16 protein-coding genes are annotated in these 15,036 nt (G+C 68.1%); 13 read left to right on the top strand and 3 right to left on the bottom strand.

Features of this window, described 5'->3' with window-relative positions; translation table 11 throughout:
- The first annotated feature begins 8 nt into the window (after positions 1-8).
- From NM1_RS06705 to NM1_RS06695, 3 genes are all read left to right on the top strand, one after another.
- Positions 9-479, top strand: a complete 471-nt coding sequence (locus NM1_RS06705; RefSeq protein ID WP_084519221.1) for a MaoC family dehydratase — start codon at positions 9-11, stop codon at positions 477-479.
- Complete coding sequence (locus NM1_RS06700; protein WP_068015338.1) at positions 476-1,300, top strand: HpcH/HpaI aldolase/citrate lyase family protein; 825 nt, start codon at positions 476-478, stop codon at positions 1,298-1,300. Before NM1_RS06705 ends, NM1_RS06700 begins: the two co-directional genes overlap by 4 nt.
- A gap of 100 nt (positions 1,301-1,400) precedes the next feature.
- Positions 1,401-3,335 carry an acetoacetate--CoA ligase gene (locus tag NM1_RS06695; RefSeq protein ID WP_373864025.1) on the top strand — a complete coding sequence of 645 codons (1,935 nt, stop codon included), beginning with the start codon at positions 1,401-1,403 and terminating at the stop codon, positions 3,333-3,335.
- A gap of 233 nt (positions 3,336-3,568) precedes the next feature.
- Here NM1_RS06695 and NM1_RS06690 read toward each other — a convergent pair whose 3' ends face one another.
- Positions 3,569-4,300 carry an ABC transporter ATP-binding protein gene (locus tag NM1_RS06690; RefSeq protein WP_068015105.1) on the bottom strand — a complete coding sequence of 244 codons (732 nt, stop codon included), beginning with the start codon at positions 4,298-4,300 and terminating at the stop codon, positions 3,569-3,571.
- A gap of 26 nt (positions 4,301-4,326) precedes the next feature.
- Complete coding sequence (locus NM1_RS06685) at positions 4,327-5,376, bottom strand: ABC transporter permease (RefSeq protein WP_068015101.1); 1,050 nt, start codon at positions 5,374-5,376, stop codon at positions 4,327-4,329.
- Positions 5,377-5,506: 130 nt separating this feature from the next.
- Here NM1_RS06685 and NM1_RS06680 point away from each other — a divergent pair, with 130 nt between their 5' ends.
- From NM1_RS06680 to NM1_RS06670, 3 genes are all read left to right on the top strand, one after another.
- A complete protein-coding gene (locus NM1_RS06680) occupies positions 5,507-6,658 on the top strand; it encodes a sensor histidine kinase (protein WP_174556848.1) in 1,152 nt (383 codons plus the stop codon).
- Complete coding sequence (locus NM1_RS06675; RefSeq protein ID WP_068015096.1) at positions 6,655-7,272, top strand: response regulator; 618 nt, start codon at positions 6,655-6,657, stop codon at positions 7,270-7,272. The genes NM1_RS06680 and NM1_RS06675 overlap by 4 nt, the downstream gene beginning before the upstream one ends.
- A 378-nt stretch (positions 7,273-7,650) precedes the next feature.
- On the top strand, positions 7,651-8,076 hold the full coding sequence (locus NM1_RS06670; RefSeq protein WP_068015335.1) for a PPOX class F420-dependent oxidoreductase: 426 nt from the start codon (positions 7,651-7,653) through the stop codon (positions 8,074-8,076).
- 1 nt (position 8,077) lies between these two features.
- Here the strand turns inward: NM1_RS06670 and NM1_RS06665 are convergent, their stop codons facing one another.
- The gene (locus NM1_RS06665) at positions 8,078-8,533 is read right to left on the bottom strand and encodes a MarR family winged helix-turn-helix transcriptional regulator (protein ID WP_068015093.1); all 456 of its coding nucleotides are present in this window, start codon (positions 8,531-8,533) and stop codon (positions 8,078-8,080) included.
- 140 nt (positions 8,534-8,673) lie between these two features.
- Here NM1_RS06665 and NM1_RS06660 point away from each other — a divergent pair, with 140 nt between their 5' ends.
- From NM1_RS06660 to cobM, 7 genes are all read left to right on the top strand, one after another.
- A complete protein-coding gene (locus NM1_RS06660) occupies positions 8,674-9,045 on the top strand; it encodes a VOC family protein (protein WP_068015332.1) in 372 nt (123 codons plus the stop codon).
- Between the two features lie 128 nt (positions 9,046-9,173).
- Positions 9,174-10,046 (top strand): endonuclease domain-containing protein, encoded by an 873-nt coding sequence (locus tag NM1_RS06655; protein ID WP_068015090.1) that lies wholly within the window; start codon positions 9,174-9,176, stop codon positions 10,044-10,046.
- Between the two features lie 240 nt (positions 10,047-10,286).
- A complete protein-coding gene (locus tag NM1_RS06650) occupies positions 10,287-10,709 on the top strand; it encodes a hypothetical protein (protein WP_246011159.1) in 423 nt (140 codons plus the stop codon).
- 1,380 nt (positions 10,710-12,089) lie between these two features.
- The gene (locus NM1_RS06645; protein WP_147288954.1) at positions 12,090-12,437 is read left to right on the top strand and encodes a hypothetical protein; all 348 of its coding nucleotides are present in this window, start codon (positions 12,090-12,092) and stop codon (positions 12,435-12,437) included.
- 96 nt (positions 12,438-12,533) lie between these two features.
- Positions 12,534-13,319: an ESX secretion-associated protein EspG gene (locus NM1_RS06640; RefSeq protein WP_246011157.1), complete on the top strand. Its 786-nt coding sequence runs from the start codon at positions 12,534-12,536 to the stop codon at positions 13,317-13,319.
- 253 nt (positions 13,320-13,572) lie between these two features.
- Complete coding sequence (locus NM1_RS06635; protein WP_068015076.1) at positions 13,573-14,148, top strand: Uma2 family endonuclease; 576 nt, start codon at positions 13,573-13,575, stop codon at positions 14,146-14,148.
- A gap of 38 nt (positions 14,149-14,186) precedes the next feature.
- Complete coding sequence (gene cobM / locus NM1_RS06630; protein ID WP_068015329.1) at positions 14,187-14,984, top strand: precorrin-4 C(11)-methyltransferase; 798 nt, start codon at positions 14,187-14,189, stop codon at positions 14,982-14,984.
- The last annotated feature ends 52 nt before the right edge of the window (positions 14,985-15,036 follow it).

The following is a 15,036-nucleotide window of genomic DNA, read 5'->3' as shown; positions in this document are numbered from 1 at the left end:
GTGAGCCGATGCGCCGCGTGGTGCAGCGCGGCCTGTGGTACGAGGAATTCGAGACCGACGTGCTGTATGAGCACCGGCCGGGCCGCACCATTACCGAGGCCGACAATGTCCTGTTCACGACGCTGACCATGAATACCCAGGCATTGCATCTGGATGCGGCGTTCGCGGACGCGCTGCCGCCCTTTCACCAGCGCCTCGTGAATTCGATGTTCACGCTGTCGACGCTGGTGGGCCTGTCGGTGGCGCAGCTGACGCAGGGCACCATCGTGGCGAATCTGGGCTTTTCCGACATCGGCTTCCCGAAGCCGCTGTTCCACGGCGACACGCTGTATGCCGAGACCGTGGTCACCGAGAAGCGGGAATCCAAGAGCCGCCCCGGGGAGGGGATCGTGACGTTCGCGCACACCGGGCGCAATCAGCACGGCGATGTGGTGGCGACGGCGATCCGGCGGACGTTGGTGCGGAAGTGGACGTCATGACCTGGGAGATGCCCGGCCCCGCATGGTTGTTCTGCCCGGCCGACCGGCCGGAACGGTACGAAAAGGCCGCGGCCGCAGCCGATGTGGTGATCCTGGACCTGGAAGACGGTGTCGCACCGGCCGACAAGGCCGCCGCACGTCAGGCATTGACCGCGACGCCGCTCGACCCCGAACGCACCGTGGTCCGGGTGAACGCGGCCGGGACCGATGACCATGCCCTGGACCTGAAGGCGCTCGTAGGCACCCGGTACCGGCGCGTCATGCTGCCCAAATGCGAGACGGTCGAACAGGTTTCGAGCCTCACCGAGTGTGAGGTGATCGCGCTGTTCGAATCTCCGCTGGGCGCCCTGCGGGCGGATGACGTGATGCGGGTCGCCAATGTCGTCGGCGCGATGTGGGGCGCCGAGGATCTGGTCGCGGCACTGGGCGGCAACTCGAGTCGGCACGCCGACGGGAGTTATCGCGACGTGGAGCGCCACGTGCGCTCGTCGGTGCTGCTGGCCGCCAAGGCGTACGGCAAGTTCGCGTTGGACTCGGTGTATCTCGACATTCGCGACCTGGACGGGCTGCGGTCGGAGACCGACGATGCGGTGGCGGTGGGGTTCGATGCCAAGGTGGCCATTCACCCCGGCCAGGTGCCGGTGATCCGCGCGGCCTACCTGCCCTCGCCGGACGAGGTGGACTGGGCGCGCAGGCTGCTCGCCGAGGTGCCGAACAACCGCGGGGTATTCGCCTTCGAGGGGCGCATGGTCGACGGCCCGATCGTGCGGCACGCCGAGCGCATCGTGCGCCGCGCCGAGCCGAATGGGCCGGGGGACTGACATGAGGCGGTGGCTCGGTGAGAATTTCCGGTAGCCATCGCGTGTGCCGCGGTGCCGGTGCGACGAATGCGTAGGGAGGTTCGCGGTGGAGCCGCAATGGGTGCCGAGTGAGCAGGATGTCGCCGGTGCGCGCGTTACGGATTTCGCGCGGTTCGCGGCGGAGCGAACCGGGGCGGAGTTTCCGGACTATCACTCCCTGTGGCAGTGGTCCGTGGACGATCTGCCCGGGTTCTGGGGTGCGCTCTGGGAATACTTCGAGTTGGGGGAGCCGCCGCGGCGGGTGCTTTCCGGTACGGAAATGCCTGGTGCGCAATGGTTCCCAGGGGTTCGGCTGAACTATGTCGACCAGGTGGTGCGGCACGCGCGCTCGGATCGCCCGGCAATCGTGTACGTGGGCGAGGACGGCACCCTGACCGAGGTCTCGTGGGCCGAATTGCTGGGCCGGACGGCGGCATTCGCCGGTGTGCTGTGTGCCCAGGGGGTCGAGCCGGGTGACCGTGTCGTCGGCTATCTGCCCAATATCCCGGAGGCCGTCATCGCCTTTCTGGCGACGGCGAGCCTCGGCGCGGTCTGGAGCGCTTGCGGCCAGGACTATTCGGCGAAGGCGGCGCTGGACCGGCTGGGCCAGCTCGAGCCGGTCGTGCTGGTGACGGCCGACGGATATCGCTACGGCGGCAAGGCGCACGACAAGACCGCCGATATCGTCGCGCTGCGCGCCGGTCTGCCGACGGTGCGGGCCGCCGTGGTGGTGTCGAGACTGGGCGGCGAGGTGCCCAATTCGCTGGACTGGGAGCAGATCACCGAACCGATCGGCGTCGAGGTCGACACGGGGAAGGTCGATTTCGACCACCCGCTGTGGGTGCTGTATTCGTCGGGGACCACCGGGCTGCCCAAGGGGATCGTGCACGGCCACGGCGGGGTGGTCGTCGAACATCTGAAGGCCGTTGCGCTGCAGTCGGATATCGGTCGCGACGACACGTTCTTCTGGTACACCAGCCCGAGCTGGATGATGTGGAATTTCCAGATCGCCGGGTTGCTGGTGGGGGCGACCATCGTGTGTTACGACGGCAGTCCCGGGTATCCCACGCCGGATGCGCTGTGGGACATCGCCGCTCGGACGCGGACCACTGCGCTCGGCAGCAGCCCCGGGTACGTGCTGGCTTGCCTCAAGGCGGGAGTCGTACCGGGTCGCGACCACGATCTGTCACTGTTGCGCACGGTCGGCATCACCGGTTCGTCGCTGCCGCCGTCGTCGGCACTGTGGTTGCGCGACAATGTCGGTGAGCGGGTGCAGGTGTCCTCGCTCAGCGGCGGAACCGATGTGGTGTCGGCGTTCATCGGGGGCGCTCGCACGGTGCCGGTGTGGCCCGGCGAGCTGTCGGTGCCGTACCTGGGTGCGGCCGTGGACTCCTGGGACGAGACCGGAAATCCGGTGCGCGGAGAGGTCGGCGAGCTGGTCCTGACGAAGCCGATGCCGTCGATGCCGGTGAAGTTCTGGAACGACCCCGACGGAAGCCGTTATCGCAGCGCCTATTTCGAGATGTTTCCGGGTGTATGGCGGCACGGTGACTGGATCACGATCACCGACCACGGCAGTATCGTCGTGCACGGTCGTTCGGATTCCACGCTGAACCGGCAGGGCATACGGATGGGCTCGGCGGACATCTACCAGGCGGTGGAGCGGCTGCCGGAGATCGCCGAGGCGCTGGTGATCGGCGCCGAACAACCCGACGGCGGCTACTGGATGCCGCTGTTCGTGGTGCTCACCGAGGGCGCCGAACTCTCCTCCGAGCTGACCGAGCGGATCAGGAACACGATTCGCACCGAGGTTTCGCCGCGCCACGTGCCCGACGACATCATCGTCGCGCCGGGCGTCCCGCACACCCGCACCGGCAAGAAGCTCGAGGTCCCGATCAAGCGGCTGTTCCAGGGCGCCGACCCGTCCCGGGTGGTGGAGCGTACGGCTGTGGACAACCCGGGCCTGCTGGATTGGTATGCGGATGTGCACCCTGCCGAGGGGCGCGAAAAGCCCTGACGCGGTAGGCCCCTCGCTATTCCCGCCGTAGCACGCCTCCCTCGTTGTTCCCGCCGCAGCGCGCCTCCCTCGTTGTTCCCGCCGCAGCACGCCTCCCTTGTTGTTCCCGCCGTAGCACGCCTCCCTTGTTGTTCCCGCCGTAGCGCGCCTCCCTTGTTGTTCCCGGCGTGTTTTTGGCCGGGATCCACGTCGGCTTGCGAGATTCCGGCCGAGAGCGTGCCGGAATGACGAGGCTACGAGACGGGCAGTTCGGCGGGTTCGTCCAAGGTGAGGTGGCCGTCGACCATGCGGTAGACCGCGTCCATCCGATGGAGGTGGGCGCGGTCGTGGGTCACCAGCAGGGTGGCGGCGCCGTGGTCGCGGACCACCCGGAGGATGAGGTCCATGACCGCGGCGCCGCGCTCGGTGTCCAGGGCGCTGGTGGGTTCGTCGACGACGAGCAGCGCCGGATCGTTCATGAGGGCGCGGGCGAGGTTCACGCGCTGGCGCTGACCGCCGGACAGTTGGGCGGGACGCTTGTGTTCGTGGCCGGTGAGCCCGACCGCCGCGAGTAGATCCCTTGCCTTGCGGTGGGTTTCGCGACGAATCCGGGACGCGGTGAACAGACGCTGGCCGAGATGCGACATGGCCTCGAGCTGTTCCACGGCCGTCAACGCGGGAATCAGATTCGGTTGCTGGAAGACGATGCCGATATCCGTTCGCCGCACCGCGGCGGCATCCCGGCGGTTCAGCGCGGCGAGATCGACGCTGCGGGAGGCGGTTTCCAGCAGCACACGCCCGGAGTCGGGACGGATCAGGGTCGAAACCACCGCCAGCAGACTGGATTTGCCGGACCCGGACGGTCCGGTGATGGCGGCGATCCGGCCGCCGTCCACCCGGAGATTCACGGCGTCCAATGCGGTGAGGCGGTCGGTGCCGTCCGGGTAGGTGAGGGTGACATCGCTGACGGTGAGTGAGGTGGTCATCGGAAACTCCTGTACGGCAGGCTGATTCAGCGCGACTGGTTTAGCGCCGCGAGCGGGTCGGTGGTGACGAGGAAGCGCAGCGCGAAGGCCGCACCGAGCAGGCCCAGCCCGACCAGTGCGGCCGCGGGAACGAGGGTGGTGCCGACGCTGAGCACGAACGGGAGGGCGTCGCCGAGCAGCGCGCCCGCGACGGCGGTGCCGCCGACACCGATACCGACACCGATCGCGAGCACGGTCAGGGCCTGCCCCAAGGCATCTCGCGCCAGCGACCCGGTGGTCGCCCCCAGCGCCTTCAACGTCGCGACATCCGGCGTGCGCTGAATCGTCCACACCGTGAAGAACGCCCCGATCACCAGCGCGGAGATGGCGAACAGCATGACGGTCATCAGCGTCAGCGAACCGTTCTCAGCCTGATACGAACTCAGCGCGGACAGCGAGTCCCGCACGCCGGTCGTCCGGGTGTGCGCGGCGGCGTTCACGGCAGCCTCGTCGGGCACGTCCGAGACGACCAGCACGGTCGCCGCACCTCCGCGGGGGTCGAGGGCCTGCCAGTCCGGCAGCGACATCCACACCACCGGCGTATGGCTGTACCAATCGTCGGTACCGACCGCGGCGACGGTGAATGTGCCGGAGCCGATAGCGACACGGTCGCCCGGTGCGGCGGACAGCTCCTGGGCGGCGGGCTTGCTGAGCACCACCGTGCCGGGCGGGGTTGCCGTCTGATTGCCGAAGGTGTCACCCTGGGTCCCGAACAGCGCCACCCGGCTGGGCGGGGAGCCGCCGAGGGTGGCCTGGCCGTAGCTGATCCCGACGGGATCGACGGCACCACCGGCGTGCTGCCAGGCCCGCACCTGTTCCGGCGACAGCGTCGAAGAATCGTAGGACGGGTCGTTGCCGGTATCGGCGAAGACCACCGCGTCGCCGGTCATCTTCTCGATCGCGGAGACGTTCTGGTGCGCCAATCCGGCCGTGAGGCCGCTCAGGAAACTCACCAGCAGCGCAACCATGATCACGACCAGCGTGATGAGCAGAAAGCGACCGCGGGCGGCCCGCAGATCTCGCAGCGCAACGAACATGAGTCCAGCCTGTCGCGGATCGCCGCGCGGGCCATCGCGAGAGCGGACCGAACCCGGCTATGCCGACGGTGGGCGGCGAATACGCCTTTCGATGGATGCCACGCAGGTAACCGCGCATAAGCTGGCAGGCGTGCACCGCTCGCCGCTGACCCCTGTCTTCGCCGCGCTGCAGCTCGGGCTGCATGCGCTGATGGTGGCGTTGACCGCGGTCGTCGTGGGCCGCGCGCTGGCGCCCGGGGGTGAACACCGGTGGGGTGTGATGACGCTGGCGGTGCTCTTCCTGCTCACCTACTTCGCCGGTGTCGTGCTGCGCGGGCGTCCCGTCGCGGCCCGGGTGTGGCTGGGCCTGCTGACCGTGCTGTGGCTGGGCCTGGTGGCGGTCGAGCCGTACGCGATCTATCTCGTGTTCGGGCTGTTCTTCCTGTATCTGCATCTGCTGCCGCGGATCTGGGGTGCGGTGGCGGTCGCCGTCGCCACCGTGGTGTCCGTGGTCGGCTTCGCGCTGCACCAGGGCTGGTCGATCGGCGGCGTGGTGGGGCCGGTGCTGGGTGCGCTCGTCGCCCTCGCCATCGGTCTCGGGTATCGGGCGTTGTTCCAGGAGGCCGCCGACCGGCAGCGGCTGATCGACGAATTGCTGGCCGCCCGTGCCACTCTCGCCGAACAGGAGCGCACCGCGGGCAAGCTGGCCGAACGGCAGCGGCTGGCGCAGGAGATCCACGACACCGTGGCCCAGGGCCTGTCCAGCATCCAGCTGCTGCTGCACGCCGCCGAGCGCTCCGGTCCGGACCATCCCGCGCTGGAACAGATTCGGCTCGCCCGCGACACCGCCGCCGACAGTCTCGCCGAAACCCGCCAGCTCATCGCCGAACTCACCCCGGCGGTGCTGGAGGGCCAGTCGCTGACCGAGGCGCTGGAGCGAATCGCCGAGCGCGCCAACGCACCCGGGCTGCAGACCCAGGTGCTGGTGGAGGGCGCGCCGGAACGGCTGCCGATGCCGATCGAGGCCGCGCTGGTGCGGGTGGCGCAGGGCGCGGTGTCCAACGTGGTCCGGCACGCCGGGGCCGATCGGATGCGGATCACCCTCACCTACGCCGACGACGCGGTACATCTCGATGTGGTCGACGACGGAATCGGCATCGACCCAGCGGTTTTCGCGCGCGGCACCTTCGGGCTCGCGGCCATGCGCAGTCGCGTCGAGGAGCAGGGCGGCGGCATGAACGTGGAATCCGAGCCCGGCCACACCGCCGTCACCGTCACGTTCCCGCTGGAGGATTCGCCATGATCGGCCTGCTGCTCGCCGACGATCACGCCATCGTCCGCGCCGGGCTGCGCGCCCTGCTCGATTCCGGCGAGGACATCGACGTGCTCGGCGAGGCCGCGACCGCGGAGGAGGCCGTCGCCTTCTGCACCACCACCGAGGTCGACCTGGTGCTGATGGATCTGCGCTTCGGCCCGGGTAAGTCGGGCGTGGACGCCACGATGGCGTTGCGCGCCTTGCCGAATCCGCCGAATGTACTGGTGGTCACCAACTACGACACCGATGCCGACATTCTCGGCGCCATCGAGGCCGGGGCCTGCGGCTACATCTTGAAGGACACCCCGCCCGCCGAGCTGCTGGCGGCGGTGCGCGGTGCGGCGGCGGGGGAGAGCGTGCTCTCGCCGTCCGTCGCGTCCCGGCTCATGACCCGGGTCCGCAAGCCCGACACCACCCTGAGCCCGCGGGAAGTCGAGGTGTTGCGGCTGGTGGCCGACGGGCATTCCAATCGCGAGATCGGCAAGCGGCTGTTCCTCAGCGAGACGACCGTGAAATCCCATCTGGTGCATATCTATTCGAAGCTGGGGGTGAAGTCGCGGACGTCGGCGGTCGCCCGGGCACGGGAACGCGGGGCGATCTAGGAGCTCCCCGGCACAACCGTCCGTCGTTCCGGCACGGCGGTTCCGTCGTTCCTGCGGGGCCGTCTCGTCATTCCGGCAGGCTGCCCTGTCGTTCCGGCAGGCTGCCCTGTCGTTCCGGTGGGCTGCCCCGTCGTTCCGGTGGGGCCGTTCCGTCGTTCCAGTGGGCTGCCCTGTCGTTCTGGTGGGGCCGTTCCGTCGTTCCGGTGGGCTGCCCTGTCGTTCTGGTGGGCTGCCCTGTCGTTCCGGTGGGCTGCTCCGTCGTTCCGGTGGGGCCGCTCCGTCGTTCCAGTGGGCCGTCCTGTCGTTCCGGTGGGGCCGTCTCGTCATTCCGGCGTGCTTGTGGCCGGAATCCGCTGCCTTCGCCGTACGCTGACCGCCATGGCCTCCATTACCGATCCTCAGGTGCGCGAATTCCTGTCCTACGGCACGCGCACCGGCAAGCTCGCGTTCGTGGCCACCGACGGGCGGCCGGTCATCAACCCGGTCTGGTTCGTCCTGGAGGGCGACGAATTGGTGTTCAACACCGGTAGGGACACCGCGAAGGGCAAGGCGATCGCCCGCGATCCGCGCCTGGCAATGTGCGTCGACCTGGACGAGCCGCCGTTCGCGTATCTGCAGGTGCAGGGCGTCGCCACCGTCTCCGAGGACCTCGACGAGCTGGTGCGCACCGCCACCGCCATCGGCGGCCGGTACATGGGCGCCGACCGGGCCGAGGAGTTCGGCAAGCGCAACGGGGTGCCGGGGGAGCTGGTGGTCCGCATCCGGCCCACCAAGATCCTCGGCGGATTCGATATGACGGGGTAGGTCAGGTCGTCTCGTCGGCGAGCCGCTGCAGGTAGGCGGCGAATCGGCGGCGATCGTCCGCGTCCCAGGTGGCGGTGAGCTCGTCGAAACTGCGCCGCTGCCAGTCGCGGGAGGCGGCGAGCAGGTCGCGGCCGTGGTCGGTCAGTTCGAGGACCACGCGTCGGCGATCGTGTGCCGAGTCGGCTCGGCGCAGGTAACCGGCCGCGACCGTCTCGCGGACGATGCGGCTGGCGCCGGAATGGTCGAGGCCGAGCTGGGTGGCGACGGTCGTGACGGTCGCCTCCTCGGCCGCGCCCCGCGCCGCCACCGCCTCGACGGCCTGGATGTACTGGACCCGGCGCATATCGCCGTCCGGCTCGCCCGGATCGAGGGCGCGGTTCACCCAGCGCCGGGACCAGAAGCGGACCAGCCGGAATAGGGCGGGCCCGCCGTCCGGGGTGTCGGAGGGGCGGTTCACGGGGCTCAATTTACCGGCCGCGGTCCCTGCATCGCTGGAAGTGTATGCGGTTCGCATGTATATTTGTGTGCGTATTGCATGTAACTAACCCGGCCGGGGCGTTGTGGCAGACCGTCGGCGGCCCGGTGCAGGAGGCTGTCATGTCCATCGTTCTCAACCACACGATTGTCCCGGCTACCGATAAGCACGCGGCCGCAACGTTTTTCGCCGAACTGCTGGGTCTGTCGGTGTCATCGCCGGCGGGACCGTTCGTTCCGGTGGCGGTCAACGACGACCTGACTCTCGACTACGACCAGCGCGTCCGAGTCGACCCGGGGCACTACGCCTTCCTGGTCGACGACGACACCTTCGACGCCGTCATGGACAGGCTGGCGGGGTGGCCGGCCGTCGACTACGGATCGGGCCCGGAGTCCGGCTGGGACCGCAAGATCAACCACCTGGCGGGAGGCCGTGGCGTCTACGTCCGCGACCCGGACAGCCACAGCTACGAACTCTTCACGGTGGCGCCGTGAGTCGGCGGGCCCGCTGAAAAGCTGGACCGTTGATCACTGGGAACTCTGCGTGGTATCGCCGCAGGAAGGGGTCACGGATAGTTCCCACTTTGTCTATCTGTCGGTGGAGCGGGGCATAGTGCGCGGCCATGGGGGTGCTGGATGAGCCGTTTCGGGGGGCGTGGGCAGTCGCGGCGGGGTACATCACAGAGTGGCAGCTCCGGAAGGACTTCGAGCAGGTGTTTCCGGGTGTCCACGTGCGCAAGGGTGTTGTGCTGAATGCCGTGGGGCGGGCGCAGGCCGCAGTGCATTGGTCCAAGGGAGATGCCGTTGTGGTCGGCCGCTCGGCAGCGGCGATGCACGAAACGCCGTGGATCGATGCCCAACAGGCGGTCGAGCTCGGCAGTGCCCGACATCTCAAGCCGCCCAATGGTATTCGAATCTACCGTGATACATACGAGCCGCACGAGTGCTGTGACATCGATGGTTTTCGGGTAACGACACCCGCGCGCACAGCCTTCGATATCGGGCGCAGACTGCCGCGCGACGAGGCGATCCCGATCATCGACGCGCTATGCCGGGCGACGAATCTACTACCACGGGAGATCGCGGCGCTTGCTGCCGAACATGCGGGTGCCCGCGGGGTGCGCCGGATCGCCCAACTTGTGCCATTGATCGACCCGGGCGCGGAATCGATCCAGGAATCCCTGACTCGCCTGCTACTGATCGACGACGGTCTCCCTCCGCCCAGAACGCAAGTGCTGGTGCGTGATCCGTATACCGGCTCCCGCATCTACATCGACATGGGTTGGGAGGAGTGGCGAGTGGGTGTCGAGTACGACGGTAGACAACACTGGGACGACGCTGCTCAGCGCCGCAGGGATATCGACCGGTTGGAGGCGCTCCGGGCGCTGGATTGGCGCATCATCCGGTTGAGTGCCAGCCACCTCTATCGCCGTCCTCATCTCATCCTCGACCGTATCCGCGAAGCGCTTCGTGCCCGAGGTGCGCAACTTGACTGAACGGCGCTACGACTGGATCGGGACTGCGCCGACCTGGGGGTTCGGCGACGGATACGCGGGGTCGGCGAAAAGGGGTGCGGGAACCGTCTTTTGCTTGCCGGTGGGAGATCCTGGCGATAGTGTTTGCGCTGGTACCGGGGGGTGCCAGATCGGCATCTCCGGGAGTGCGGTGCCGCGTTGTCGAAGTCTCTGGACCGTTGCGGGCCCGACGTTTCGGGGGTTTCCGCTTCGCATTCGACGGTGAGGGACTGGCCTGTATCTGCCGAACTGAGGAGGGGGAGTATGGCGTTCGGTGTTGATCCCGGTGGGTGGAAGGGGCTGCTCGATCAGGCCGATGCTGGGCGGCTCCTGTTGGATCCCGAGATCGGTGCGGGCCTGGACAAGGTTTGCGACCGCCACATCGACAGGCTCGGCGATGTGTTGAGCGAGGTCCGGAATATCAGTCACATCACGGGGTTCGGGGCTTTCGAGTCCGGGCGGGTGCTGGAGCGGAAGTTCTCCCTGACGGCGTCGGGGAGCGATCGTGCGCTCGATGCCGTGGTGCGTCGGCACATAGAAGTCGTCGTGGCCGTGAAAGAGATTGTTGCCAGGGCGATTTCGAACTTCGTCGCACAGGAACAGGCTGCCGTCGCTCGGATCTCCGCGTCGGAGCGGGCGAGATGAGCTACGAGGACTACCGCAATCGCGTCATCGATGCCCAGGAACAGTGGAATGCGGCGCGGGAGCGGATCTTCCCGTGCCAGAGGGAGATTGCCCCCGGCTTCGCCGGGCAATTGCAGCCGCCTCACATTGTCTCGCCGGACAATTACGACCACCTGACTCTCGAGCAGATGGCGAGCGCCGTGTCGGCCATGCGGCCCGGGGTCGTCGATGACGCGAATCGGATTTGGGACGGCATCTCGAAGGAATTGGCCCTGACGTTCTCGAACTTCACCGCCGAGTTCGAGCGCATGGTCGGCGGTCCGAACGGCTCCGGTGGCTGGACCGGTGCGGCGGCCTCGGCGGCGGTGGACGCGGTAAGGCGCTATCGCGACGAGTCGATGCCGCTGGCGGAGGCCGCGAAGGTGATCGGCCTGAAGCTGCAGGAGATGCGGACCGGGCTGGAGGAGACCCGGCTGCTGATGCCGGGCGTCCCCGGAGCGATCGATGTCACCGGCACGGCGCTGCCGAAGGACGGCGTCATGAAGGTGGGCGAGTACAACCGGACCGAGGCCGAGGAGGAGGCGCGGCGGATCCTCCGGACGGTCTACGCGCAGGTCGCGGGTCAGACCGATGCCGGAATGCCGTATATGCCAGCCGCTTCCGAGATCGCCGCGGGACTGGGAGATCGGGCCGGGACGGGTAGACCGGTGGTCCCGAGCCGGGTGTCGGATAGCGATGGCGCGGATTCAGTTGGGGCGCACGTTATTTCTGGATCGGATGCGGTATCGGCCAAGCAGGAGGTAGCGGAAGATCGGGACTGCGGTGCCGACGCGGTCGGTACAGATCGGGTTGCTACCCAACCGGATCCGACGGATCCGGCATCGAACCCCTCCCGAAATGCCGGACAAACAGCGACATCCGGGCCCGTCGCGACGACCCCGGCCGGATTCGGCTCGGACCTCGAGGGCGCGGCTGCTGTCGATCCCCTTATCGGTAGGAATGGAGGAGATTCCGGCCGTTCTGATGGTGCCGACAGGTCCGGGGCCTCAGGCGCGCCGAGCATTTCGAGTGGGCCGGGTGGTTCAGGTTCGCCGGGTGGTTCTGGTTCGCTAGGTGGTTCGGGTCGGCCGGGTGGTTCTGGTTCGCTGGGTGGCTCGAGTGGGCCGGGCGGTTTTGGCTGGCCGGTTGGGTCCGGAAGGACAGGCGGCGCGAGCTGGCCGGATAGTTCTCGATGGCCAGGTGGTGCGCGTTGGCCGGACGGTTCCAGTGTGCCGGGTGGTCCGAGCGGTTCCAGTGTGCCGGGCGGCTCGGACGGTTCCAGTGTGCTGGGTGGTCCGGGCGGTTCCAGTGTGCCGGGTGGCTCGGGCGGTCCGGGCGGTTCCAGTAGTCAAGGCGGCAGCATTGAGTCGAGTGGCGTCGGCGGGCGCGGTGGCGCAGGCGGATTGGGTGGTGTCGGTGGATCAGGTGGCGTCGGTGGATTCGGTGGCTCCAGTGGATCCGGAGGTAGCGGCGCAGGGGGCGGTGGATTCGGTGGCTCGACCGGGGCGGGTGGCACCGGCGCAGGTGGGTCCGGGCGCTGCGTCCAGGGTGGTGTCCCGGTTGGGGGTCTTCCGGCGGGAGATGCCGGTTCCGGTGGCGCGGCGCCCGTTCGGGCGGGTGTGGCAGGTGCGCCAGGGCCCGGCGTTGCAGGTGCGGCAGGTATGGGAGCGCTCGCAAATAGGGCCGCTGCCGACGACCAGAAGCGCATAGGCGCACCCGAATATTTGATTACTCGGGAACACGGCGACGAGGTGACCGGCCTGCGTTCCTCGGAGCAGGTAGCCCCTGAGACGGATGGTGGGGACTGTGACCGGGCGCGGGATTAGGTTCACCGGGCAGGAGTTCGAAATCCTCTGGGCCGCATACGGTCGCGACCGCTTGCCGTATCCGCTGTCTTACCGCACCGGCATCGCGGATTTCGACGAGCTGAAACGGGGGCGCGAGGCCGCCGTACGGACCCTGTTGGACAAATATGCGGAAGAAATCGAGTATGCGCTCTCGGTGCTGGTCGAACCCGAAGCTCGCATCGAGTCGAAAGGCTTTGGTGGGCAAGACCTGTCGCGCGTGTACCGATTTCACGGTGCCGTTACGGGACAGGCGGGGGTGGCGTTGATTCAGGAGCCGGGCATCGCCCCGGACATCGGCGGCGACATAACCCTGAACTATTGCGCCGCAACCACACTCGCGCAGCGGGCTGTGGTCGCGCTGCCGCAGACCGGTCCCGGTGCGCAGCCTCCTCTGGCGTTGAGCCGGAACGATATCGCCACAGATCGTAAGCGCTGTATCCGCCGCACCCACGACCTCAGCCTCACCGACCGACTCGACCGGATCTTCAAACGCCCACGCCGCGCCCTCGGCGAAATCACCGTCTTCCCCGGCCCAGCCATCGACGCCCGCCCCACCTTCGGCCGAGCCTTCTGGTGGATGGACTACGCGGACGGCCGCTACTACGTAGAAACCGGCGACCCGATAGTCGCCGAGCCCATCGACGCACCCGGCCTCACCACCAAGATCCACCACCTGACAGCCCTCACTCAGCGCTACTACCGCGAAGACCGCACCCATGACGAATACCTCCGCTCCCGGCCCTGACCTCGGCGTCGCTATCCCTGCCCGATGCCCGATGCCCCGGTTCCCGCGCACAGTCCGCTGACGTTCCGCTGCTCCCGTCGTGATCGCTGCTCCCGTCGTGACCACTGGACCCCGCCATGACCACTGGCCAGAAAGGCGTGCGGGAACGTGTACGGGGTGCGGGAATGCGCGAAATCCATCCGCCGCCTGCGCTGTTCCGAATCGCTGACGTGGGACACTTGGGGCGACCACGGAGGCGAGGTGAGGAGCTGAAATGACGGCACTTCCGGATCCGCGGCGGCTACTGACGATCGCCGACTTTGTGGCGCTCCCCGAAGACGACCAGCACCGCTGGGAGTTGCAGGAGGGGGTACTGGTCATGTCGCCATCGCCGACGCCGCGTCACAACGTCGCAGACGGCAGGCTCTTCGCTCAGTTGGATGCGCAGTTGCCGTCCGATTTGGTCGTTGTTCCCGACGTAGACCTCGATCTGGAGTTGGTCCCGGACGGTGAACCCGCCACGGTGCGCCGACCGGATCTGGTCGTGGTGCGGCGGACCGAGTTCGAGCGCGTCGATTCCGACGGGGGCATTCTGCGCGCCTCGGGTGCGGTGCTGGTCGTGGAGATCATCTCCCCCGGATCGCGCCGGACGGATACGGTCACCAAGCCCAGCGAGTATGCCGAGGCGGGTATACCGCACTACTGGATTGTCGACACGACCCCGCCTGTGAGCTTGCTTGCGTTCCGGCGTACCGATGAACTCGGCTTCGTCGACGAAGGTGAAACCAGCGGGACGTTCCGGACGGCTTCGCCGTGCCCGCTCACGATTCAGGTCGATCGACTGCGCTGACCACGGGTCGGGGGAGTCAGGTGAATACACTCGCGCGCATGACCGTGCATTTCATCGGGGCGGGGCCCGGGGCTGCGGATCTGCTGACGGTGCGGGCGGTGAAGTTGCTGGGGGAGTCGGCTGTTTGCCTGTATGCGGGGACCTATCTGGATCCGGAGGTGCTGGGGCACTGTGCGCCGGGGGCCGAGTTGGTCGATACGCAGCATCTCGATCTCGATCAGATCGTCGGGCACTGTGTGCGGGCGCATGGGGAGGGTAAGGATGTGGCGCGGCTGTGTTCCGGGGATCCATCGATATATTCGGCGCTCACGGAGCAGACTCGGCGGCTGGACGCGCGGGGGATTCCCTGGGATGTCACGCCCGGCGTCCCGGCCTATGCCGCCGCGGCCGCGCTGCTGGGGACCGAGCTGACCGTTCCGGAGCTGGTGCAGTCGGTGGTGCTGACTCGCACCCAGGCGCGCTCGACCGCCATGCCCGACACCGAGGCGCTGGCCGAGTTCGCCCGCACCCGGGCCTCCCTGGTGCTGCACCTGGCTGTCACCCGCATCCGCCCGATCGCGGCCGAGCTGTCGGCCGAGTACGGCGCGGACTGTCCGGTAGCCGTCGTCTATCGCGCGAGCCAGCCCGAGGAGCTGGTCCTGCGCGGCACGCTCGCCGATATAGCGGACCGAGTCGAGGCCGCGGGGCTGCGGCAGGCCGCGGTGATCCTGGTCGGCCGCGCCCTGGAGCAAGCCGGAGGGTGTGCACAGTCGCACCTCTACGACCCCGCGCGTGATCGCAGTCCGCGGGCGTCCGAATCTACTCCGGACCATCCGGCCGACCGCCCGCCACAGTGAGCGCACGGTCGTGCCCGCTCACCGAGTGCGCCGGACAGGCGGATCACGAGCG

Source organism: Nocardia mexicana NBRC 108244 (assembly GCF_001613165.1).
Lineage (GTDB): Bacteria > Actinomycetota > Actinomycetes > Mycobacteriales > Mycobacteriaceae > Nocardia > Nocardia mexicana.
This window is presented reverse-complemented; position numbering and strand designations above follow the sequence as displayed.

Coding starts and splice junctions, on each gene's coding strand:
- NM1_RS06705 (WP_084519221.1), top strand. CDS start 9: ATGCGCCGCGTGGTGCAGCGCGGCCTGTGGTACGAGGAATTCGAGACC.
- NM1_RS06700 (WP_068015338.1), top strand. CDS start 476: ATGACCTGGGAGATGCCCGGCCCCGCATGGTTGTTCTGCCCGGCCGAC.
- NM1_RS06690 (WP_068015105.1), bottom strand. CDS start 4,300: ATGACCACCTCACTCACCGTCAGCGATGTCACCCTCACCTACCCGGAC.
- NM1_RS06685 (WP_068015101.1), bottom strand. CDS start 5,376: ATGTTCGTTGCGCTGCGAGATCTGCGGGCCGCCCGCGGTCGCTTTCTG.
- NM1_RS06675 (WP_068015096.1), top strand. CDS start 6,655: ATGATCGGCCTGCTGCTCGCCGACGATCACGCCATCGTCCGCGCCGGG.
- NM1_RS06670 (WP_068015335.1), top strand. CDS start 7,651: ATGGCCTCCATTACCGATCCTCAGGTGCGCGAATTCCTGTCCTACGGC.
- NM1_RS06660 (WP_068015332.1), top strand. CDS start 8,674: ATGTCCATCGTTCTCAACCACACGATTGTCCCGGCTACCGATAAGCAC.
- NM1_RS06655 (WP_068015090.1), top strand. CDS start 9,174: ATGGGGGTGCTGGATGAGCCGTTTCGGGGGGCGTGGGCAGTCGCGGCG.
- NM1_RS06635 (WP_068015076.1), top strand. CDS start 13,573: ATGACGGCACTTCCGGATCCGCGGCGGCTACTGACGATCGCCGACTTT.
- cobM (WP_068015329.1), top strand. CDS start 14,187: ATGACCGTGCATTTCATCGGGGCGGGGCCCGGGGCTGCGGATCTGCTG.